This is a genomic window from Aquidulcibacter sp., assembly GCF_049239865.1.
GTDB lineage: Bacteria > Pseudomonadota > Alphaproteobacteria > Caulobacterales > Aquidulcibacteraceae > Aquidulcibacter.
Map to the genome: position 1 here is coordinate 1 of NZ_JBMLTR010000154.1, position 21848 is coordinate 21848.

Sequence of the window (21848 nt, forward strand, 5' to 3'; positions counted from 1 at the left end):
CATATCGACATCATAGAAAAGGGCTTCGCGAATATCGGCTTGGTCGAAATTGGCGTAGCGCATTTCAGCGCCGGTGAAGTCGGTTGCCTTGGTCTTGTCCGCACTAATGCGCAAAGGACTAAGCTTCGCGTTCCGGAAGTCGGCCTTCTTCAGGCGCGCACGCGTAAAGTTTGCCCCGCGCAAGTCAGCGCCTGCGAAACAGGTCCCGCGTAAGTCGGCCTCGGAGAAATTCGCACCTTGCAACTGCGTCGATAGAAAGCGCACGCCAACCCCGTTGCATTTAACCGCTGAAATGGCGGTCAGGCGCATGCCCTTAAACATCGACGCCATCGGGCGAAGGTCTTCCCCATCGAATTTCGCATGCTTGCCTGCACTGCCGTTGCTTTCCCACCAAGCTTGATGGTCATTGGCCATGTTTTCGAGCTGGATGGCGCGAATTTTTGCGCTGTCACTTGGGTCGCCCAAAGCACCCTTGGCCATTTTGGGGTCGATCTTGCTATAGCCCAGCGCAACACCGGTCAGAATCGCATCTTCGAAATGCGCGCCTTCCAGCCTAGCGCCGGTCAAATCTGCGTCTTGCAAATCGGCACCAGCCAGATTGCAATCCTTCAAAATAGCCCCAGACAGCTTGGCACCCTTCATGGAGCAATCTTGGAAGTCTGCACCCTTGGCTTGGACGCCATTGAACTGCGAGCCATCGAGCGTGGCGCCGACAAACAAAGTGCCCTCAGCGTCGCCGGGTCGCATGCGGTGCTTAACCACCATCATGCCGTTTTTCTTGTCGGCTACAGCGACTTCGCCTTCGCGGAAGTCCGACTGGGTCAAGTCAGCATGGGACAGGTCTGCGCCGCGCAAATTGGCCCCGCGCATATCCGCTTTCGCCATGCGGGCCCCGCGTAGGTCTGCTTTGCGGAAATCACAGGCAAACAGGATGGCGCGCTCAAAGATCGTTTTGATCAGTTTGGCGTTTTCAAACGCACATCCGGTCAATTCGGCATCGGCTAAATTGCGGCCGGAGAGGTCAATCCCTGAAAAGTCGACAAATTTCAAAGAGGCCCGTTTGCCACCAGCGATCCCGTTTGCATAACGCTCATGGAGCTTCAAGACAGCTTCAAGTGTCTCAGAGTCCAGTTTTACGTAAGATACGATGCTGCTCAAGTGTCACCTAAACTTCTTGATACTGGTTGAGTAATTAGGCCTGACATTACCTCAGGAGTGTTGTGGCTTAGTTAAGGAAAACCGAAGTTACCAACCTAATGACTTCGAGAATGCCTGAATGCTTCAAACATAGTAAAATAATACATCCTTTTGTTCGTGCACGTCTCATCCCCGCAAATGGGAAAGCGCTTCATCGGGCTTGCGGCTTCGACGGGAGAAACCTTCTGCGCTCTAGTAGTTTCGGTTTCGCCGAAAATAGGCTATGGAACGCGCCCATCCCCCCGTTCTGCTTCCGTGAAAGTCTCCTCGTGATTGAGCCCAAACATGCGCTTGTCCTGTTCTCAGGCGGTCAGGATTCTACGGCCTGCTTGGCGTGGGCGTTGTCGCGATATGACCGCGTGGAGACGATTGGCTTTGATTACGGTCAAAGGCACCGCGTGGAATTGGACCAGCGCTTGGTGATTTTGGAAGCGATCCGCGCCACCATGCCGGACTGGGGCCAAAAGCTGGGCGATGACCACCTCTTGGATCTCGGGCTTTTGGGGCAGATTTCTGACACGGCTTTGACCCGCGATACCGCCATCGCCATGGCGGACTCCGGCCTGCCAACAACCTTTGTGCCAGGGCGTAATCTGGTCTTTTTGACCTTTGCGGGGGCTTTGGCCTATCGCCGTGGGCTGGGGGTTTTGGTCGGCGGCATGTGCGAGACCGACTATTCTGGCTATCCCGATTGCCGCCGTGCGACGTTGGATGCGATGGAGCAATCCCTGTCGCTCGGCATGGATGTCTCGTTTAAGTTGGCGACGCCGCTCATGTATCTGACCAAAGCCCAGACGTGGGACCTTGCGTTTGCTCTGGGCGGCGACGTCTTGATTGACCTCACGGTGGAGCATTCCCACACCTGCTACACGGGCGACCGTTCGCTGCGGCACGACTGGGGGTATGGCTGTGGCACCTGTCCAGCGTGTGAGTTGCGGGCCGCAGGCTGGCAACAATGGCAGGCCCAGCATCAGGGCCAGGCTCTGCAAGGCGCGCGCGTGGCCCCATGACCTATATGGTGAAAGAGCGTTTCTACACCCTGCAGGGCGAGGGGGCCCAAGCCGGCCGTCCGGCGGTATTCCTGCGCTTTACCGGTTGTAATTTGTGGAGCGGGCGGGAGCAGGACCGCACGGATGCCGTTTGCCAATTCTGCGACACAGACTTTGTTGGCACCAATGGCGAAGGCGGCGGCAAGTTTGAAACTGCAGAGGCCTTAGCAGAGGCAGTCGCGGCGCTTTGGCCTGATCTGCAACTCGGCCATCCCTATGTCGTCTGCACGGGCGGAGAGCCATTGCTGCAGCTTGACGCCCCCCTGATCGAGGCGCTGCATCACGCAGGCTTTGAGATTGCGGTGGAGACCAATGGCACGATTGCAGCCCCGGAAGGGATTGACTGGATCTGCGTCAGCCCCAAGGCGAATGCCGCACTCGCACAGGTCAGCGGCCATGAGCTGAAGCTGGTTTATCCCCAAGCCTTGGCCATGCCAGACCGGTTTGAGGCGCTCGCCTTCAACAATTTTTACCTTCAACCCATGGACGGCCCGCACACGGATAAAAACACCCAAGCTGCGGTCGCCTATTGTCTTGCGCATCCACAATGGCGATTGAGCCTGCAAACACATAAAATGCTTGGAATCCCGTGACCCGCTGCCTCTTGACCAAAAGCGTAACTTTTGACGCCGCCCATCATCTCCACCAAGGCGATGAAAGCCATCCCTATCGCCGTTTGCACGGCCATTCCTTCCGGCTGGATGTATCGGTTGAGGATGAGGCCGATGGCAAAGACCATTGGGTGCGCGACTTTGCCGAACTCGCCAAAGCGATTAGCGAAGTTCGCAATGTGCTCGATCATTCGTTCCTGAATGAGATCGAAGGCCTTGAGACACCGACGCTGGAAAACATTTGCGCCTGGGTAGCCGAGCGCTTGAAGCCAAGCCTACCCAATTTGCGCCGCGTATCGGTCGCCCGGCCGTCGCTGGGCGAAATGTGTACGCTGGAGATTGGCCTTTAGGTCGCAGGCTGCTGCAGGCGCGCCGCAAAACGTGCGCGTGCGCGGATGTGTGCCCGTTCTAACAGACGCCAACACGCTAAGAGTTGACCTTTAATCGACACTTCGCATGCCCGAACAATATGTGCGCGCCGCCAGACGCTGAGCCAGGCGCGTTGCAAGCCTTCGCTCTTCAAGGGCAAAGTCAAGGCTTGGCCGACTTGGCCTTCATAGCAAAGCGGGCCGTCAATCGTCATCGGCGACTTATAGGCTTCACCGCCGCTACCAAAGTCAAACACCTTAAACCCGAGGTCAGAGGCGTGGCGGATGATGTCGAAGGTCAAGAGCAGGCCGGGGGAATAGCGGCTATAGGCTGGGTTGTAGGCCGGGAACCAGAAATGCAAATCTTCCCCGTCGATCATGCAGATTTCAGCGGCAACCAATTCGTCGCCCCGACGATAAATGCCGGCCCGCAAGCTTGAACCGGTAGACTTTTGCTCCGCCAAGGCGAAAAGCAAGTCGCGGGTCCAGCCGCAGCTGAACACATCGTGCATGCCAGAGCGCTTATATTGATCGACCTTCAAGGTCAGAACCCAGTCCAACAAGGCGGGGGAAACGTCGGTCCATTCAAATTTCAGCTCTGGCAAATCCTTGGCGACATTGCGTGTGCAGCGGCCCAGGTTTTTGAAATATTTTGGTGCGCGGGCTTTTTGTGCTGCAAACCAAGCTTCAAAGCCATCGGTGAGCGCGGCAATTTGGCGATGCTTGACGATGGGCGCGCGATCAAGACCTTCAGCGCCTATTAGACCGTTAAACTCCAACCGCTTTGCGCCGGCTGCTGCCAGAAGAAGTGACCAGTCGGGCGCATAGCCGGTCTTCATGACGGCTGCATGATAATCGGCCAAAGGGGCACCGGCCGGCTGCAAGCTTTGCCCGCGTTTCTGATAGGCAAAGAAGCCAACAATCTCGTCGCCGTCATGAAAACGCGCCAACATGCTGCCAGGCGTATGTGGCGCGATCGCCTTTAAGAAGTCGGCGGAAAAATATGGGCTGGCCAGATCTGGATTTGAATCGCGAAATGCACAGAATAGAGCCTCCTCAGTCTCAGTAATTCCATCAAGTGAGGCAACTGAAACGTGGGTAACCTTAGTCATCGTGCAAATCCTTCCAGAAAAAGCTTTCACCCGGGGTAGCAAAATTCGGCCCACCCTAAGAAACATTACGCGGAATTGGACCCTATTTCTTCCGAGTAATTTGTCACGTTTCTGTGATTTTTGCGCTCTTTTCGTCCATTTTGGCAAATATGGCCGTGCGCGTGTGCCAAAATTGGATCGAAGGTGCTGGTGGTCTAAGAGGTGTGTGTGAATTTGACACACAGATTGGTTCGGTAAATTTGGCATTCTCGCTTACGAATCGAACAAAAAATAGCGGGGCCCGTTTAGGCCCCGCTGATTGAATTGATCGGCTAGAAATTGTTCTAAAGGGCCCTTACCCCGGAACAGCCTGCGCCAATTTCCGTGCGAAGACAGACAAGGTGCGGTCTGTATCCGACCAAATCCAAGCGGTGTCTGCCCAGATGATGTCGCCTGTCCAGTCATAGCTGGCTTGGCCGATTAATTTGCCCGCCGCATCAAAAGCTTTGCCGGAAACGTCCGCCCCGCCAATGCCGAAGCTCTGCATGGACAGGCCCGGCTTATCGCCCAATTCCTTGAAAGTCGGACGATTGGCCGTCAGATCGTTGATCACGACATCGACGCGGGCTACCCGGTCACCAAGGCTTTCGCGCAGGCTACGTTCAACCATCTCTTGAATGACGGCCTTTTCTCGCACGCCATAGGTCTTTTCCATCTTTTTTTGAGCCGCCTCGCTGTAGGTCACATTGACTTGCAGTGGGTCGGCAGATGCGGTGGAAGCAAAGGTCATCGCTAAGAGCAGCGCAGCGGCAGAAAATAACTTCACCATGTCTTTCTCCTCTTTATCCAACCCCGTTGCGAATTCGAGAATTGGGCCCAGCAAAGCCTAAAATGATCGCAAAATTGGGTTTCGGCAAGGTGGCCCAACATTAAATTTGTGGCGGCTTGATCGTCGTCTTAGGGCTTTACCGGCTGAAACACGATGGTGGCTTCACCAAAGACGATGCCGAACTTCTTCACTTTTGCCCGATTGATCAGAATACCGTCTGGCTGCAACCACATCCGATCATCAAATGTCACTAAGACCGTGCGCTCACCGACCTTCAAGTCAACATCATAGACCCACGACAATTGGTTGCCTTGAATGAGGCCGCGTGCCACGCCGCGCACATCGCCCGCCGTGCCTTCATAGCTGTTGGGACCCGTCTTTTTGATCTTCCAGATGCGTTGCTCTTTCGCGCCGTCGGCATAATCAAAGCGTTCATCGAGGGTGAGGACGGAACCGTCCCATTGGCCATCAATATCGACCTTGAACTGACGGATCAGCGTGCCGTTACGGTCTTGGAACACGCCCCAAGCGGTCGTTTTGCCCTTGAAATAATCTTCCAGAACAAGTTGCTGTGGCGCTTTTGCAGTCGGAGCGGATGCCGTCGTGGCACAACCGGCCACACTCAGAGCGACGGCTGTTAGGGCGGCTGCCTTTTGGAGGGTTTTGAACATGTTGAACACCTTTCAAAGCTCTCTACGCGTCAGGCGCTGAATTGGTTCAGTGAAACCGGCGGGTGACTCAGTCGGCGCGTTCCTGGCTTGGGCCAATGTCACCCTCAACGGAGATGTCGGCTTCATAGGTCTTGGCCATGCGGACCAGCATCCCCGCATCATGGCTGAGGCGGGCAGCAAATTGACCGACCCGGACTTGGGCCAATGCCACAGCTTGGCTGATAGCCTGGATTTCAGAGCTATTGTCGAAGCCGTCCTTCATCTGGGGGATATTCAGGCCCTTTGGCCCGCGCCGCAGATCAAATGGCGGGAGGACATAGCGAAAGGCTTCGTGTCCAAAGTCGAGATAGAGGCTTTCTGACTCGCCATTGAGGAGGTTAAGGCCGCCATTTGCGGCCATTTTCGAGAGCCGCTCAAGACTGTCGAGCAATTCTTCAATCCGCGCCGCTTGTAGGCCACGCATCAAATCGTGCTCGGTCGTTTGGCCGATCCGCAAAGCCTCAGCTACTTCGGATAAGCGCTCCAAGGCTTGATCGACATAGGCTGCGGTGCGTTCCAAGGTACGGACGGCACTATAGACCTCGGTGAATTTCTTGCGCTCTGCCCGGGGATCGCGCCACGCCGCATGGCGAAGGGCGCGACTTAGGGCCGCTGGTTCCATCAAAGGCGTGTCTGGCCCATTGGGCCTTGGCCCTATAGGACGGGGGCGGACTTCATGGCCTACATCGCGGCGCGAACGCGCGGGGGAGGGAGGCTTGTTAAACAACATGGTGGCCGTCCTACTTTCGAAGAACGGCCAGCCTCTCATGTTAGCCTCAATGCAGTATTAAGGCGCGTCGACCAATACCAGTTCGGCGTCGACAACGGCCTTGATGGTCAATTTGGGCTCGTCCTTGATGGCGGCGGCATCGCGCTCATACAGGTCGATGCCGTTGAGTTCGACGACGCCCTTGGCGGCTGCCAGATAGGCGTGACGGCCAGCAGCCAAATCATAGGTGACGCTTTCGCCTGCCTTCAAAGTTGCACCCAAGACACGGGCTTTCTGGCGGATATGCAAAGCACCTTTATCCTCGGAGTAGCCCGAAGCCAGCGTGATGAACTGGCCGGAGCGATCATCCTTGGGGAATTTCGCCGCACCCCACGAAGGGGCAACGCCCGCGCTCTCTGGCAAGATCCAGATTTGATAGAGCGTCGTTTTCTCATCTTCCATATTATATTCGGCGTGGGTGATACCGGTGCCTGCGCTCATGACCTGAACGTCGCCCGCTTCGGTGCGGCCCACATTACCCAAGCTATCCTTATGGGTGATCGCCCCTTCGCGCACATAGGTGATGATTTCCATATCGGCATGGCCATGGGGATCAAAGCCGGTACCGGGGGCAATTTCGTCATCATTCCACACCCGTATCGTGCCCCATTGCGTGCGCTTTGGGTCATGATAATGGCCGAAGGAGAAGTGGTGGCGGGCATTGAGCCAGCTATTTTTAAAGCGGCCCAGACTGTTGAATTCGCGTTTCTCAATCATGGCTTAACCTTTCATTTTCTTCGTCATTTCTGTTATGCGAACGCCATAGAGGCGGGCAAACTCACGGTCTCCTGCTGGCGGGGTAATTTCGGGTGCCGCATTGTCGGACTGGGTTGCAACACCAACAGAATAGCCCAAACGATTGACGACGTCAGGGGCCGCATCGCTATTGCTATGTGCACCAGGTGCGAGGCCCGTGCCGACCCAGATCATGCCATGCTGCATGGCCAAGGTCAGGATCGAATTAAGGGCGTGGCCCTTGTCCCCGGCAAAGCTCAAGGAATTGGTGAAGCCGCCGGCCACTTTGTCTTTCCAGCCCAAGGTGAACCAGACTTTAGAGCTGGCTTCAAAAAAGGCTTTCAAAGGTGCCGAGACATCACCCATATAGGTAGGTGCGCCGAAGATGATGGCGTCAGCGGTACTGGCTTCATCCAAAAGCGCATTGAAATCCTGTGCGGCGGACTCGATCTTCAACAGCACAGCGTCGCCACCAGCCTCTGTCACACCTTTGGCGACATGTTCTGCCACCACGGCGGTATGGCCATAGCCCGAATGATAGATGATTGCGATTTTCGTCATGGGAAGAGACCTTTTTTCTAAACCTGCCGTCAACGACACGACAGATGTTGAAACGCCTTATGGACGAAAGCAGATTGTTCGAATACTAGGGAAAAACGAAACCGATTGTTTCGTGATTTGTGTCAAAAAATGGTGCCGCGCATGAGTCTAGACCTCGACCTTCTCACGACCTTTGCGAAAGTCGCCGAGCGCGCCAGCGTCACCGCTGCGGCGCGCGATCTCAATTTGTCCAAAGCAACCGTCTCCAAGCAGATTGCAGAACTGGAGCAAAAGCTGGGGGTCTTGCTGTTTGCCCGCACCACGCGCCTGTTTTCGCTGACCGATGCCGGCCAGCGTGCCTATGCCCGGGCGCAGCGCATCATGGAAGAGGCTGCTGCCTTAGCGGACGAAGCCCGCGAAACCCGTGAGGTGCCGCGTGGCAATCTGAAAATTGCTGCGCCACAAGCCTTTGCGCGCCTGTGGCTGGCCGACCTCTTGCCGGAATTCATCCGCGCCTATCCCGAAATCAGCCTCGAGTTTGGCGTGGACGAGCGCACTGTGGATATGGTGGCGGACAATTTCGATGTGGCGATCCGCATTGGCACCATGCCGGACTCCAGTTTTTTGGCACGCAAACTCGCGCCGGTGCGCCTGTTGACGGTGGCAGCCCCCGCCTATTGGCAAGAGCGGGGCAAGCCGCGCAGGCCCGAAGACCTCGCCATGCATTGCTGCTTTCGCTACACCAACACGCCCAACCACTCGCTCTGGCGCTATGTGGATGGGGAAGGCAACGACCTGCGCGTGCGGGTTCAAGGCCCCATCACCATCAATGGCGGCGAAATTGAAATGCCAGCCCTTCGCGAAGGCCTCGGCGTTGCCTATCTGCCCGACTTTTTGGTCTGCGAAGATTTGCGTGCGGGCAGGCTGGAACGCGCGCTGGAAGACTGGCGGTCGCCCGAATTGACCTTGCATCTCTTAAGCCCGCCCGGCAGGGGCAAGCCAAAGCGTCTGGAAGTCTTCGCGGACTTTATGGTCAAGAAATTTGGCGGACGGCCCCCGCCTTGGCATGTTTAATTGCCCGCTTCAAAGATCAGCACATCTGGCGACTTACTGGACTTCAAGATCATCTGATTTGTCGTCAAACTGATCTCATCGACTTGACTTAGGGCTGCCATAAAGGCGGCTTCAATCGCCATGGGGTCGCCGATCGCGGCCAAACATGCCCGCTCTGTTTGCATCATATTCATGAAGCGGGACTTGCCTGCAGCGCGCTGGTGGATACCGGAAAACTGGTTGCACCCGGTTGAGCCGCTGATGCGATTGCTTTCAAACGTCACCTGCGGCCTGAGGCTTTGCGGATCGAGCGCCTGCCCATTTAGGCGGACCAAGGTCCAAGACTTGCCATAAAGACTGGGCCCAGTTTCGGTGCGCGCGCTGATGGTTTGCAGGCGCGCAAGCACGCGGCCATTGGCCGATAGCAAACGCACTTCGCTGCCAAATTTGCTGATCTGATTGGTAGCACGCAGGACCGCCAGCATCTGGCGCTCTAAAGCACCTGCTGGGCCTGTACAGGCCATTTTGGTGAGGGCAAGCGGACCAAAGCGCGTGGTGTCTGCGCCCGACCTTACCAACCTGCCATTCAGTCGATTGCAGCCGGTTGAGCCGCTGACGCCATCTTGGGGCAGAAAAACCAAAGTCGCTTTGGGCGCGTCACCGCTTCGGCTGAGCGGGCGGCCATTGAGTTCCGTCGCCACAAACTCGCCCTCCAGCACCAAAACAGGCTTAGGTGCCCCCTTTGAGGGCGCATGTACGCCATGGCTCAGCGCTGGGCTGGCGGCAAATGCGGCCAGCCCGCACACGGCGAGCGCGAGGCTAAACTTTGTTAGACTGGATCCCAGGTGAAGACCCCGGCTGTTGCCTCCAGTCCCATGAATCCACCTTTCAAAGCGGGCAGTCCATGTTCGATCAATGTCTCTGGTGTCCATCCGTCAATCCTCGATACCGAGCGGACTGGCCTTGGTTGGTCAAAGACGACCACTTCATTGCCACGTACGCCGAATATTTGACCTGTTACATGACTGGCGGCAGCTGAACACAGGCTGACTGCGAAGGTGGCGACCTGATCGGCGCGCATCCGGGTGCGGATCCGTTCCACCCGCTGGGCGCTGGCTTCATCCTTCACGGGGATGGTGGCGATCATACGGGTCCAAGCAAAGGGCGCGATAACGTTGGAGCGCACGTTTTTCAACGCCCCTTCCATCGCGATGATGCGCGACAAGCCCGCTACACCCATTTTGGCGGCGGCATAATTGGCTTGGCCAATATTGCCGATAATGCCGGAGGTGGAGGTAAACAGGACATAGGCCCCGTCTTGTTGCTCGCGGAACAATTCCACGCTGGCGCGGGTGACGTTATAAGCGCCGCGCAAATGCACATCGATCACGGCATCCCAGTCGGGTTCGGACATTTTGTGGAACATGCCATCGCGCAAGATGCCGGCGGGATTGATAATGGCATGAAGGCCACCAAACTCATCCTTGGCTTGTTCAATCATGCCTTTAACGGCGGCAAAGTCGGTGACAGAGTCAGAATTGGCGACGGCTTGGCCGCCAGCTGCCTTGATCTCATCGGCAACCGCTTGTGCAGGCCCGACCGAGCCTTCATCACCGCCTGTAACCGAGCCGCCCAAATCATTGACGACAACTTTGGCCCCAGCAGCCGCGGCTTGCAGCGCGCACTCGCGGCCAATGCCATTGCCACCACCTGTAATCAGAATGACTTTACCGTCTAAAACGCCCATGGTCGTGCTCCCTAGTTTTATGTTTGTTTGAGATTAGCAGGGTCAAGACGCTTTGGTCGAGGCCTGATTTTCTGGCGCTGCATCTTCAAAGCGGTCGGCCTCGGCCAAGGGCTTGAACAGCCGCATCCACGCCCCCGCGATCATAACCGCGCCAATACCACCGGCAACAACGGCGGTGACGGGGCCGAGCAGGCGGGCGGCTACACCGGATTGGAACTCGCCCATTTCATTGGATGCTGAGATGAAGACAAAGCTGATCGCCGACACCCGCCCACGCATCGCGTCTGGGGTTGCCAATTGCACCAGCGAAGACCGCACATAGACCGAAATCATGTCGGCTGCACCTGCAATTGCCAAGCAGGCGACCGAAACCCACAAAGTGGTCGACAGGCCAAAGCCCAAGGTCGCCAGTCCAAACACAAAGACCGCACCAAACATCCATCGTCCGACATTGCGCTCAATCGGCTTGATCGCGAGAAAGATGGAGACCACACCTGCCCCAATCGCCCCGGCAGAGCGCAAGGCCCCAAGTGCGGTGGGGCCAGCATGGAGAATATCGCGCGCAAAAACGGGGAGGAGGGCGGTCGCCCCGGCCAATAGGACAACGGCGAGATCGAGGCTGAGCGCGCCTAAAACAATCTTATTGTCGCGCACATAAATCAGGCCCTCTTTGATCATCGCAAAGGTGCGCCCGCTTTCGACTTTTTCTTGCGGTGGGGCCTTGGTCCAAAAGGCCAGAATCCAGCCACAGATAAACAGTCCCAAGGCAGCGCTATAGGGCACATTGGCACCGAAGTGGAACAAGAGGCCGCCCAGAGCGGGGCCGAGAACGGAGCCACCTTGAAAGCTTAAAGACATGAGCGCGATGGCTTGGGGCAGCTGATCGCGCGGCACGAGGTTGGACACCATGGCAGAGCTGGCTGCGGGCAAAAAGGCGTTCAACATGCCTGTCACCATGGCAACGGCAAAGATAGCGGCGATCAAGGCAGACGGCGCAAAGCCTGAAGCGGTCACCAAGGCCGCCGCAATCGCCACTTTCAACGCAATACAGACTAGAATGATCAAGCGGCGATCAAACCGGTCGGCTGCTTGGCCACCAAACAAGGATAGGATGAGCAAAGGCACGAATTGCGACAGACCAATCAGGCCCAGCAGAAAAGCACCTTCTTCAATCGTGTCGCCACGTGCTCGCGCAATGTCATAGACCTGCCAACCCATCGCCGTGATCTGGATCTGCGTGCCCAACGTCCAAAAAACGCGGGCGCACCAATAGCGGGCGAAAGAAACATGCTTGAAGGGGGCTAAAGATTGGCTCACCCTTCTTTGATGGGTCAGCCAACCTTTGAGGTCAATGGACTAAAGGCGATAAAGCGCTAAAGCGGTGCAGTTGCCGCTTCGAGCCAAGCCCGCACATCAGCTTCCACGCGTGGGCCAATCTCTGCCAGAACTTTGGCGTGATACTGGTTCAGCCAAACCCGTTCTGCCTCGGTCAACATCTCGACCACGATCAAGCGGCGATCAATCGGGGCCAGTGTTAGCGTCTCAAAGCCCAACATCGGCCGCTCTCCGCCCTCAATCGGGGTGGCGGGCGTCACATATTGCAGATTTTCGGTGCGAATGCCGTAACCGTCAATCTTATAGAAGCCCGGCTCGTTGGAAACGATCATACCCGGTTCCAGCGCCACATGATTGGGCACTTTGGCGATGCGGTGAGGGCCTTCATGCACGCCGAGATAAGAGCCGACGCCATGGCCGGTGCCATGGTCATAATCAAAGCCGCCTTCCCACAAGCTCATGCGCGCCAAAGCGTCGAGCGCAGAGCCCGTGGTACCTTTCGGGAAGCGCACCCGCGATAAAGCGATATGGCCCTTCAGAACGCGGGTGAAGCGGTCTTTCATCTCAGCACTTGGCGTGCCGACCGCCACGGTGCGGGTGACGTCTGTGGTGCCATCAAGATATTGGCCACCGGAATCGAGCAGGAACAAATTATCCTGATCGACTTTGCGGTTGCTTTCGACCGTCACGCGATAATGCGGGAAAGCCCCGTTGGGACCAGCGCCGGAAATGGAGTCAAACGATAAATCCTGCAAAGCGCCCGTCGCCAAGCGGAAGCCTTCGATGGCCTTGCAGATGTCGATCTCTGTCAGCTTGCCCTTGGGCGCTTCCATGTCAAACCAATGCAGGAAATTGGCAAGTGCCACACCATCTCGGGCATGGGCACGCTTGGTTCCAGCGATTTCAGCGGCGTTCTTCAAGGCGCGCGGCATGATCGTGGGATCTTGGCCGCGCACGACTTGCGCACCCGCTGCGTGCAAGGCGTCAAACACATGGGCAGACGACAGGCTGGGGTCGACCAAAATGCGCTTGCCGCTGGTTTTCTTTAAGGCTTCGACGAAATCAGGCTCTGTGCTGATCGAGACTTCATTGCCCAAGAAGCCGCGCAATTCTGGCGTCACTTTCTCAGGCTTCACAAATAATTGCGCCGTGCCGTCCTTGTTCAGAATAGCGCTGCCCAAGGCCAAAGGCGTGCGGGTGACGTCTTTGCCGCGAATATTGAACAGCCAAGCCAGTGCGGCAGGCGATGTGAGAACACTGGCCTCAATGCCATCGCCAGACAGCTTTTCGCCAATGCGCGAGCGCTTCGACGCGCTGCTTTCACCAGAGAAGGTTTCAGGATGGGGGACGATTTCCGCACTTGGCTCCGCAGGGCGATCTTGCCAAGCTTGGTCAATCGGATTGACGCCCACGGCGACCAATTCAACGCCTGCTTGAGCAGCCGATTCTTTCAAACGGGCCAAGGCATCTGGCGGGACGAGACGGGGATCATAACCGATTTTGGCACCAGCAGGCGCTTCCGCCTTAAGCCAAAAGGCCGGCCCTTGATCGACGAGGTCGCGTTGTTCAAACAATTCGGGTGCCGTTTGGCTCAGCGCCTGCTGGGTGTAGCGCCCGTCTGAAAACAAATAGGCCTTATCGCGCAGGATGATGGCCGCCCCGGCGGAGCCGGTAAAGCCCGTCGCCCAAGCCAAACGCTCAGCACAATCGGGCAGATATTCATTCTGCCACTCGTCCTCATGGGGCACAAACAGGCCATCAAGGCCCAATTGCTCCAACTGAGCGCGGATTAAAGGAAGTGCCTTGCGGCCTTGGTCTGCGCCACCGCGCACGTCATAAGTTTGAAACATGCACCGAACCTAGAGGCATGGCCGAATTCGCGCAAGGCAATGGTGCTGACGGATTCACAATTTGTTTGCATCCATTGAGTTACATACGCCGATCTAGTCTTTAGCTGGTCCAAGTTTTGGCAAGCATAAGCACGCCAAGACTGGGAGGTCTCTGAAAGCACATGCGCGGTCTTCGAAGTCTTGAAGCCTTATACAGGACGGCCTCGACCAGCCGAGTGCTCAATCTATTCCAAGTGTATGAGCAAAATCATGAAGAGGATGCGTATGCGCGTCATCCTTTCTTTCAAGACCCGACCCTGAACCGCGCCATTTTTGTCAAACACCGGCTGCGGTCGGATGAAACCTATTTGATGCCGCGCTCTAGTCCGGTTGCGACCAAAATCATCTTTCCTTTTGATAAGAAAACCCTGCGTGCCGGTGGCCAATCCATCCTGATTGGACAATCGGGCTATCAAGCGACGCTGATTGAAATGCTGGGTGGCGAACAGGGCGATATGGAGGAAGACTTCAGGCTGTTGGGCGTTTTGGCCAAGTTACCATCGCTGGACCCATTTCTCCTCAAAGAGACGTTGACGCGTCATAATTTTTCGCCAGCCGATTGTTATTTCGCCATGTCCACGGCAGATATCGAGCGGATGCGCAGCTTTGCTGGCGAGCAAATCCAGCAATTGATCACCTTGGCTTTCGGTGGTTCAAATAATCACATGGGCCAGAGCATTAAGCGGATGGTCGACGCGATCCTGACCAAGGATACCGAATCCCGTTTGGACCCGTTGCGCATAACGTTGGGCCTAGATGGTCAGCAATTTGAGGACAGCATTTTCAGTTGGAAGGGCTTTTTGTATTTCAAATGGCAATTTCGCGGTAGCATGGTCAAGCTTCAGTCCTTGGCTGGCGCCTTGGATCGCGTGTCCTTGGAAGGGGCTATGGACCGGGTGCTAGATGCATCCATTTCCAATCAGCGCATCGCGCTAAAAAAGGCGATCCAGAAAGCCGCACGCGGCTGCGTTGCCATTTTGGGCCTCTATGATGACGCCTTCAACGATCTGGTCGAACATGGCAATGCGGCTGCATTCCGGAAGTTCTTGCTAGAAGCGCCGCGCTTGTTCATTGAACTGGGTCACAGCATGGGCGTGATTAGCCACATCACCAGTTTCTGGGATTACCGCTTTCCCAACCCAAACCGCTTGCACATGCAGGCTTCAGAATTCCACGAAATGCTGAATGAGTTTCTGACCAGTCTGACCGAAACCAGCTATGACGAATTGAGCCGTCGGGCGTAAGTGCGCTTATTGGGCCTTCAACGGCCTGCGATAGGTCAAGGTCGACCAGTTTTCTTTCCGATATCGATGCTCAAGCACCAGACCTCGCTGGCCATAGGCGCGGCGAATGGCTGGTTCTTGGTGGGTCAATAGACCTGATAATACGATACGGCCGCCGGGCTTCACGATACTGGCCAGATCTGGCGACAAGCGCACCAGCGGCTTCATCAGAATATTTGCGAAAACCAAGTCAAACGGGCCTTGCGAGCGGATCAAGGCGCGGCGTACGCCATTGGCGACATAGGTGCGCACCTTTGGGCCGACATGGTTAAGTTTGGCATTTAGCCCGGCGATATAGTTTGCGCGGGGATCAATCTCGGTACCAACCACAACCCGGCTACCGGTTTTCGCGGCCCCGATGGCGAGAATGGCAGAGCCTGTTCCCACGTCCAAAACCCGCTGCGGGCGCTTGCCGCGCGTCAATAGCCGGTCGAGTGCCAAGAGGCAGCCCGAAGTTGTCCCATGGTGGCCTGTACCAAAAGCTTCACCAGCATCAATGATGATTTCGACGGTGCCGTTTTTTGCTTTGCCGACATCATGACTGCCGACAACCATGAAACGGCCAGCGGGCACAGGCGGCAAGCCTTCGAGCGACATTTTCACCCAATCCGCATCCTCCAGCGGTGCGATACGGGCGTCCAAATCGGGGTCTGATAGCGCCAGGGCACCTACGCCAAATTGTGCCGCTTCCAGCGTGTAGGCATAAGCCTCGAGTTTGTATTGGCGGCGCTCTAACTCCCACCAGCCGACAGCCCCAAAGCCACCCAGTGCGTCAAGGAGTTTCGAAGCGCCTTCAATGGCGGCGCGCGGACCAGTGGCGAGGATCAGATACATGCCCGCGAGATAGAACCCGCCGCGGTTTTTGTCGAGTTAGACGGGCAGTCTGGTTCATCTGCCTGCACGCGCGCTCTTTCAGGCGCGTCCAACGCGCGCTAACAGGAACGCACAACAACATAGAGCCTAATCATGCATGATCTAAAAGCCCTTCGTGACAATCCCGCCCATTATGACGCCAGCTGGGCGCTGCGTGGCTTGTCTGCCCAAACGCCTGCCATTTTGGAGATTGATAGCCGCCTGCGCACCGCGATGACCAAGCGGATGGAAGCCGAAGCTGTCCGGAATTCGGCGTCCAAGGCGATTGGGGCTGCCAAGGCGCAGAAGAATGAAGCGGAAGCTGCCCGTCTAATGGCCGAAGTGGCCGACGCAAAGGCGACGATTGAACAATCCAGCCAGATCGAAGCCGTCGCGCAAGCAGAGCTTGATGCCATCATCCAAGCATTGCCCAATTTGCCAGACCTTGGCGTTCCCGAGGGCGAGGATGAAGCGGGCAATGTGGTGGTGAAACATTGGGGCACCCCACCGCAACTCCCCTTTGTACCGAAAGATCATGTCGCGATCGGCGAAGCCTTGGGCGGGATGGATTTTGAAGGTGCCGCGCGTATGTCCGGTTCGCGCTTTGTGGTGTTGAGCGGTCAAGTGGCCCGACTGGAACGTGCGTTGGGCCAATTCATGCTGGATCACCATACCCAGAAAAGTGGCTATCAAGAAACCAGTGCGCCGGTTCTGGTGCGCGACCATGCTTTGTTCGGGACTGGCCAACTTCCCAAATTTGAAGAGGATTTGTTCAGGACGACCGATGGTCGCTATTTGATCCCGACCTCAGAAGTTTCTCTGACCAATCTCGTACGTGAGCAAATCCTCGACGAAGAGCGTCTGCCGATCCGCATGACGGCCTTGTCGCCGTGCTTCCGGTCGGAGGCAGGTAGTGCAGGTCGCGATACGCGTGGCATGATCCGCCAGCATCAATTCTGGAAGGTGGAATTGGTATCCATCACCACCCCAGAAACCTCTGGGGCCGAGCATGAACGGATGACTGCCAGTGCCGAAGGCATTCTCGAAGCGCTCAAGCTGCCGTACCGGCGGATGCTATTGTGCACCGGCGACATGGGTTTCTCCGCACAACGCACCTATGATTTGGAGGTGTGGCTGCCAGGGCAAAACGATGGCACGGGCGCTTATCGTGAAATCTCCTCTTGCTCCAATTGCGGGGATTTCCAGGCCCGCCGGATGGATACACGCACGCGCGCTAGGGGCGAAAAAGCAACGCGTTTTGTCCACACTTTAAACGGCTCTGGCTTAGCTGTCGGGCGGACCTTGGTTGCCGTGTTGGAAAACTATCAACAAGAAGATGGCACCATTCGCGTGCCAGACGTGTTGGTGCCTTATATGGGCGGGCTTACTCAATTGGGATAAGCTTTGGCCATGGCTCGGTAGCTATCGGTCACCAATTCCTCAAGCACGCCCAGATCTATGTCGCTTAATTTGTTGATATAGAGACAGCCCTTGCCGGTGCTGTGCTTACCGAGCCGCGCGAGAATGGCCTCTGCACCCACGGACTCGAGCTTGAGATAGCAGACGAGCTTAGCCTTGCGCGGAGAAAACGCCACGCGCGGGGCGTCTCCTTCACGCCCGCTTTCATATCGATAATGGTAGGACCCAAAGCCAATGATGGACGGCCCCCATAAAACAGGCGGCTGACCCGTCACCCGTGTGAACAGATCGACCAAGACTTGGCCTTCCTCCGCCCGGGCTGCGGGCTCTACTTCAGCGAGAAAAGTCGAGACGCCTTTGGTCTCAGCTTGTGTCTTGTTTGCCTTGCCCAACCTTTTGCACTCCTGTTGGAAGAAATTTTACGTTTAACAACTATACAGGAAGACGACCAAAGATCACCTAATTCCCTTCGAGGCTATGCCTATGAATGATATCGTTTTTTATATTTCTGCTGGGACACTCGCTTTTGGTGCAGGTCTTGGTGTTAAGGGCATGTTTGATCCAATGTGGGCGGGGCGGCTTGTTCGCTTGCAGCCTGAGAATGGCCAACCTGAGGGCTATTCAGAGTTTCGCGCCACATTCGGCGGGATGTTTTTAGGTCTCCATTTGTCTGCTTTGGCCTTTATGGTCTTCTGGGGAAGAGATGCCGGCACTGCGGCCTGTAGTGTCTTGGCAGCGGGTTGGTGGTTCACGGCTTTGGGCCGCTATTTGTCCTACAGCATGGACAGCAACACCCAGCATAGCCACGTCGTTCGATCGGTTGCGATTGAGGTGATTATTGGCTTGGCAATTGCCGTGTGGCCAATCACGTCGCTTTTGCGATTGTAAGGCAAGGGTGGTTTAGTCCCCCACTCTCAAGCGACAACCTAGACGTTAAACTTCAGAAACTTACCTCTTTGTAATTGGCAATTGAGGTCGGTCATCCCTATGTCCTGTAATGGGCGTCACGGGGGTGGCACATGCGATTGGCAACGCGCCGATACAGCCAAGTGATCCCCCTTTGATCCGCGTAATTGGCGCAGCACAGCGTGCGGCCCATCGGCTTAGAGGGTTATTGGATGACATTTTTCAGCAAGACATTTGGTTGGGCATTGGCCCTCGCGCTCGGCGCAACGGCAGCGATGACAGGCCCTAGTTATGCAGACCGCGCGGCTACGGCGAATGAACGCGCAGCGGACGGCAAGCTGTTACAAATGCCTGTGACGGATTTCCGGTTCAATGCAACTTTGGTCACGACCAGCAAAGTTGATGAGATTATTCGCCCAGGCGACGTTATCGCCCGCTTTGAGGTGCATGTGACCAACACGGCGCGCTTGAAGATCAATACGATTCCGCGTCGTGGCAGCTATCCTCAATCTGTTCCTGCTGGCACCATTTTGTTTGAGGTCCAACTCGACAATGGTGTGGGTTATTGCACCCCAGTCTTGCCCGATCAGGGTTTGCGGCGTGCCCAATGTTTCCGTGACATCAATAAGGATGGAACGTTTGATGCGGGCTATATCACTGAATCGATTGACCGTGGCTTGCGCATTTATAGCGCTCGCTTGCAAGGCTTATCCCCCATTCCCCAAACGCCCTATGAAGTGACCCCCGGCGATCTGATCCCGTCAGAGCCTGCTGACGTGGTTTTGAAGAGCATTTCCGGCAATAAAATCAAGTTTGACTACAAGTTGAATGGCATTCGCCTCACCGGGGAAGAATGTGAGCTTAACTCAGAGAAGCCATGCCAGCTGATGAGCCAAGCTTATTTCTTTGAACTCAAAGATGGCGGCTTGCGGATCCTTGCGGAGCAGGACCTCAACGCGCCTTGAGCGAAGCAATCGCATCACCAGCAGGCGGGCATCACATCAAATCTGTCTGCACGCCCTTGACCCGTGCGGGCAGTCCGTCACATCGTCCCGGTAATAAGGCCCAGTCATAAAAGGCCATACAGGGAGCTTAAGCGATGTCTGCAGATCCAACTCTACCAGAAGAGCTGTCGCGTGCCGTGGTCAGTCCAAAGACCTATGCAGATCAAGCCGTCATGGACGCCACGTTTGCGAAAATCCGCACCGACTATCCGTTGGCCAAGACCCAGATGTCTGATTTTGAACCATTCTGGTTTGTGTCAAAACACGCCGACATTCTGGAGATCAGTCGTCAGAACGACCTGTTTTTGAGCGGCGAATTGCCAACCACCCTGACGACAAAGTCGGTGGATGAAAAGGTGCGCAAACAGACTGGCGGCTCCCCACATTTGATCCGGACTCTGGTCCAAATGGATGCACCCGATCACCCGAAGTTCCGCGTGATGACGCAAGCTTGGTTTATGCCGCAGAATTTGCGCAAGCTTGAAGATCAGATCCGCAAAATCGCCCGCATGTATGTCGACAAAATGGCTGGCATGGACGGACAGTGTGACTTTTTGAATGATATCGCACTCTTCTTCCCGTTGCGTGTCATCATGGAAATTCTGGGTGTGCCGGAAGTAGATGAGCCACGTATGTTGAAGCTCACCCAGGAATTGTTCGGGGCGCAAGACCCCGAAATGAACCGCTCGGGTGGCGAGCTTCAGGATGAGCAAAAGGCCTTGGCGGATATCCAAGCCGTCCTGATGGACTTCTTTATGTATTTCAACCAGATCACAGAGGCGCGCCGGGCCAACCCGACTGAAGATGTCGCGACCGTGATTGCCAATGCTAAGATGGATGGAGCGCCGATTGGCGCGTTTGAAGCCGTCAGCTATTACACCATCATTGCCACGGCGGGCCATGACACCACTTCGTCCTCGACCGCCGCGGGCCTCTTTGGCTTGATCCAAAATCCTGACCAATTGAAAGCCGTTCAGCAAGATCCAAACCTGATCCATGGCTTGGTGGATGAGTCGATCCGTTGGGCGACGCCGGTGCGTCATTTCATGCGCTCAGCCACCGCTGACTATGCATTGCGCGGTCAAACGATTAGGAAGGGGGATTGGCTGATGTTGTCCTATCCGTCGGGCAATCGCGACGAAGAAGTGTTTGACGACCCCTATGCGTTCCGGATTGATCGCACACCAAACAAGCATTTGGCCTTTGGCTATGGCGCGCATTTGTGCTTAGGCCAACATCTGGCCAAGCTGGAGATGCGGATATTCTGGGAAGAATTGCTGCCGCGCCTCAAATCCGTCGAATTTGCAGGCGAACCCAAGCTGTCAGAAGCCAATTTTGTTGGCGGGCTTAAGAACCTGCCAATCCGCTATGTAATGGATTGAACATGCGTTTTGCACCTCTTGCGATCATTCTCACGCTGGCAGCTCTGCCAGTCGATTGGGCTTCAGCCCAAGCTCAAGACCCGGCGCCCGCAGCCGCCGCTCAGGAGCCTCTGCCAGAGGTAACGATCAATCTTGGCCGTAAAGCACCCGCGACGCCGATGATTGCGCCCCTTGAGACGAAGCAATTTGAGTTGCCGCAGGAGTTTAACCCAAATGCGGCGTCTGCAGCTACGACAGACACGACGCTGCCAGCCTTAGCCAGTCCAGCCATGCCGATGTCAGCGACTGCGCCGCGTGGTCCGCTGACGCCCGCCGAGATTGCCCGGGAAATTGCGCCAAACTTTGATGTCTCGCGCGATTATACCCGCTTGGTACAATGCTATGGGACTGCGGACTTCATGGGCGCGATTACCCGCATTCAAGCCAGCCGGCCGGGGGCACCCAAGCAAGTTGTCGGGGTGGCGCGTGAGATCATGGCGTTGAGTGACGCGATGCAGCCCATGGTATTGGCGGCCTCGACTGTACGCGGTGAGCCCCGCTTTCGTGCCGATTATGATGCCTTTGCCCGCCAGGGCCAGCGCGAGCTTGCGGGCGCAAAAAATCCAAATGCCGTGATGCAACGCCGCTTGGCCACGTTAGAGGCCTGCCGCCGTGATGTAACGCGTTGGCGCAAAGAGGGTTAAGCTAAATGTCAAACTGGGTTTTGGGTGTGATTGGTGGTTCCGGGCTGTATGATATCCCGGGCCTGTCTGGGGAATGGCGGACCATCGAGAGCCCGTGGGGGGAGCCTTCCGATCAAATTTTCGATGCCGAATTGGACGGCCAAAGAGTGGTATTTTTGCCGCGCCACGGCCGTGGGCATCGTATCTCCCCGTCTGAACTCAATAGCCGCGCCAATATTGACGTCCTGAAGCGGGCAGGGGTGACGGATGTTTTGTCCATTTCCGCCGTCGGCTCGCTCAAGGAAGAACTGCCGCCAGGTCATTTTGTCGTGGTAGACCAATTCATCGACCGGACCTTTGCACGGCCCAAAAGCTTTTATGGCACAGGCCTTGTTGCCCATGTGTCGGTAGCCCATC

23 protein-coding genes and 1 pseudogene are annotated in these 21848 nt (G+C 56.3%); 11 read left to right on the plus strand and 13 right to left on the minus strand.

Annotated features, from left to right (window positions below):
* The coding region (locus ACOVRA_RS11030; RefSeq protein ID WP_421720335.1) for a pentapeptide repeat-containing protein at positions 1-1158 on the minus strand (1158 nt) is incomplete at its 3' end.
* Between the two features lie 308 nt (positions 1159-1466).
* Here ACOVRA_RS11030 and queC point away from each other — a divergent pair.
* The 3 genes from queC to queD are packed head-to-tail and all read left to right on the plus strand — an operon-like array spanning position 1467 to position 3207.
* Complete coding sequence (queC, locus tag ACOVRA_RS11035) at positions 1467-2207, plus strand: 7-cyano-7-deazaguanine synthase QueC (protein WP_421720336.1); 741 nt, start codon at positions 1467-1469, stop codon at positions 2205-2207.
* Positions 2204-2839: a 7-carboxy-7-deazaguanine synthase gene (gene queE, locus ACOVRA_RS11040; protein ID WP_421720337.1), complete on the plus strand. Its 636-nt coding sequence runs from the start codon at positions 2204-2206 to the stop codon at positions 2837-2839. Before queC ends, queE begins: the two co-directional genes overlap by 4 nt.
* Positions 2836-3207: a 6-carboxytetrahydropterin synthase QueD gene (queD, locus tag ACOVRA_RS11045; RefSeq protein WP_290811908.1), complete on the plus strand. Its 372-nt coding sequence runs from the start codon at positions 2836-2838 to the stop codon at positions 3205-3207. Before queE ends, queD begins: the two co-directional genes overlap by 4 nt.
* Here the strand turns inward: queD and ACOVRA_RS11050 are convergent.
* From ACOVRA_RS11050 to ACOVRA_RS11075, 6 genes are all read right to left on the minus strand, one after another.
* Positions 3204-4337 (minus strand): GNAT family N-acetyltransferase, encoded by a 1134-nt coding sequence (locus ACOVRA_RS11050; RefSeq protein ID WP_421720338.1) that lies wholly within the window; start codon positions 4335-4337, stop codon positions 3204-3206. The two genes, queD and ACOVRA_RS11050, sit on opposite strands and share 4 nt — an antisense overlap.
* 334 nt (positions 4338-4671) lie before the next feature.
* The gene (locus tag ACOVRA_RS11055; RefSeq protein ID WP_421720339.1) at positions 4672-5145 is read right to left on the minus strand and encodes a hypothetical protein; all 474 of its coding nucleotides are present in this window, start codon (positions 5143-5145) and stop codon (positions 4672-4674) included.
* Positions 5146-5273: 128 nt separating this feature from the next.
* A complete protein-coding gene (locus tag ACOVRA_RS11060) occupies positions 5274-5816 on the minus strand; it encodes a DUF3833 domain-containing protein (RefSeq protein ID WP_421720340.1) in 543 nt (180 codons plus the stop codon).
* Between the two features lie 67 nt (positions 5817-5883).
* Entirely contained in the window at positions 5884-6585 is a 702-nt protein-coding gene (locus tag ACOVRA_RS11065; RefSeq protein ID WP_421720341.1) for a hypothetical protein, read from the minus strand.
* Between the two features lie 57 nt (positions 6586-6642).
* Entirely contained in the window at positions 6643-7341 is a 699-nt protein-coding gene (locus ACOVRA_RS11070) for a pirin family protein (RefSeq protein ID WP_421720342.1), read from the minus strand.
* Positions 7342-7344: 3 nt separating this feature from the next.
* Complete coding sequence (locus ACOVRA_RS11075) at positions 7345-7920, minus strand: flavodoxin family protein (RefSeq protein ID WP_421720343.1); 576 nt, start codon at positions 7918-7920, stop codon at positions 7345-7347.
* 141 nt (positions 7921-8061) lie between these two features.
* Between ACOVRA_RS11075 and ACOVRA_RS11080 the strand changes: the two genes are divergently transcribed.
* Complete coding sequence (locus tag ACOVRA_RS11080; RefSeq protein WP_421720344.1) at positions 8062-8973, plus strand: LysR family transcriptional regulator; 912 nt, start codon at positions 8062-8064, stop codon at positions 8971-8973.
* Here the strand turns inward: ACOVRA_RS11080 and ACOVRA_RS11085 are convergent.
* The 4 genes from ACOVRA_RS11085 to ACOVRA_RS11100 are packed head-to-tail and all read right to left on the minus strand — an operon-like array spanning position 8970 to position 13884.
* Positions 8970-9758: an META domain-containing protein gene (locus tag ACOVRA_RS11085; RefSeq protein ID WP_421720345.1), complete on the minus strand. Its 789-nt coding sequence runs from the start codon at positions 9756-9758 to the stop codon at positions 8970-8972. The two genes, ACOVRA_RS11080 and ACOVRA_RS11085, sit on opposite strands and share 4 nt — an antisense overlap.
* Before the next feature lie 23 nt (positions 9759-9781).
* Positions 9782-10699: an SDR family NAD(P)-dependent oxidoreductase gene (locus tag ACOVRA_RS11090; protein ID WP_290803780.1), complete on the minus strand. Its 918-nt coding sequence runs from the start codon at positions 10697-10699 to the stop codon at positions 9782-9784.
* A 42-nt stretch (positions 10700-10741) separates the two neighbouring features.
* Complete coding sequence (locus tag ACOVRA_RS11095; protein WP_421720346.1) at positions 10742-12016, minus strand: MFS transporter; 1275 nt, start codon at positions 12014-12016, stop codon at positions 10742-10744.
* Between the two features lie 56 nt (positions 12017-12072).
* A complete protein-coding gene (locus ACOVRA_RS11100; RefSeq protein WP_421720347.1) occupies positions 12073-13884 on the minus strand; it encodes an aminopeptidase P family protein in 1812 nt (603 codons plus the stop codon).
* 161 nt (positions 13885-14045) lie between these two features.
* Between ACOVRA_RS11100 and ACOVRA_RS11105 the strand changes: the two genes are divergently transcribed.
* Positions 14046-15167 carry a hypothetical protein gene (locus ACOVRA_RS11105; protein ID WP_421720348.1) on the plus strand — a complete coding sequence of 374 codons (1122 nt, stop codon included), beginning with the start codon at positions 14046-14048 and terminating at the stop codon, positions 15165-15167.
* A 6-nt stretch (positions 15168-15173) separates the two neighbouring features.
* On the opposite strand, the gene ACOVRA_RS11110 is transcribed toward ACOVRA_RS11105, so the two are convergent.
* The gene (locus ACOVRA_RS11110) at positions 15174-16040 is read right to left on the minus strand and encodes a 50S ribosomal protein L11 methyltransferase (protein ID WP_290803793.1); all 867 of its coding nucleotides are present in this window, start codon (positions 16038-16040) and stop codon (positions 15174-15176) included.
* Between the two features lie 132 nt (positions 16041-16172).
* Between ACOVRA_RS11110 and serS the strand changes: the two genes are divergently transcribed.
* A complete protein-coding gene (serS, locus tag ACOVRA_RS11115) occupies positions 16173-17459 on the plus strand; it encodes a serine--tRNA ligase (protein ID WP_421720349.1) in 1287 nt (428 codons plus the stop codon).
* On the opposite strand, the gene ACOVRA_RS11120 is transcribed toward serS, so the two are convergent.
* Positions 17447-17869: a DUF1801 domain-containing protein gene (locus ACOVRA_RS11120; protein ID WP_421720350.1), complete on the minus strand. Its 423-nt coding sequence runs from the start codon at positions 17867-17869 to the stop codon at positions 17447-17449. The genes serS and ACOVRA_RS11120 overlap by 13 nt on opposite strands.
* A 91-nt stretch (positions 17870-17960) precedes the next feature.
* Between ACOVRA_RS11120 and ACOVRA_RS11125 the strand changes: the two genes are divergently transcribed.
* The 5 genes and pseudogenes from ACOVRA_RS11125 to ACOVRA_RS11145 all read left to right on the plus strand — a co-directional run.
* Positions 17961-18365 (plus strand): hypothetical protein, encoded by a 405-nt coding sequence (locus ACOVRA_RS11125; protein ID WP_421720351.1) that lies wholly within the window; start codon positions 17961-17963, stop codon positions 18363-18365.
* A 230-nt stretch (positions 18366-18595) separates the two neighbouring features.
* Positions 18596-19348: a hypothetical protein gene (locus ACOVRA_RS11130; protein ID WP_421720352.1), complete on the plus strand. Its 753-nt coding sequence runs from the start codon at positions 18596-18598 to the stop codon at positions 19346-19348.
* Positions 19349-19482: 134 nt separating this feature from the next.
* A complete protein-coding gene (locus ACOVRA_RS11135; protein WP_421720353.1) occupies positions 19483-20769 on the plus strand; it encodes a cytochrome P450 in 1287 nt (428 codons plus the stop codon).
* Between the two features lie 2 nt (positions 20770-20771).
* Positions 20772-21452 (plus strand): hypothetical protein, encoded by a 681-nt coding sequence (locus tag ACOVRA_RS11140; RefSeq protein ID WP_421720354.1) that lies wholly within the window; start codon positions 20772-20774, stop codon positions 21450-21452.
* Between the two features lie 5 nt (positions 21453-21457).
* A pseudogene (locus ACOVRA_RS11145) lies at positions 21458-21848 on the plus strand (S-methyl-5'-thioadenosine phosphorylase); the annotation flags it as partial.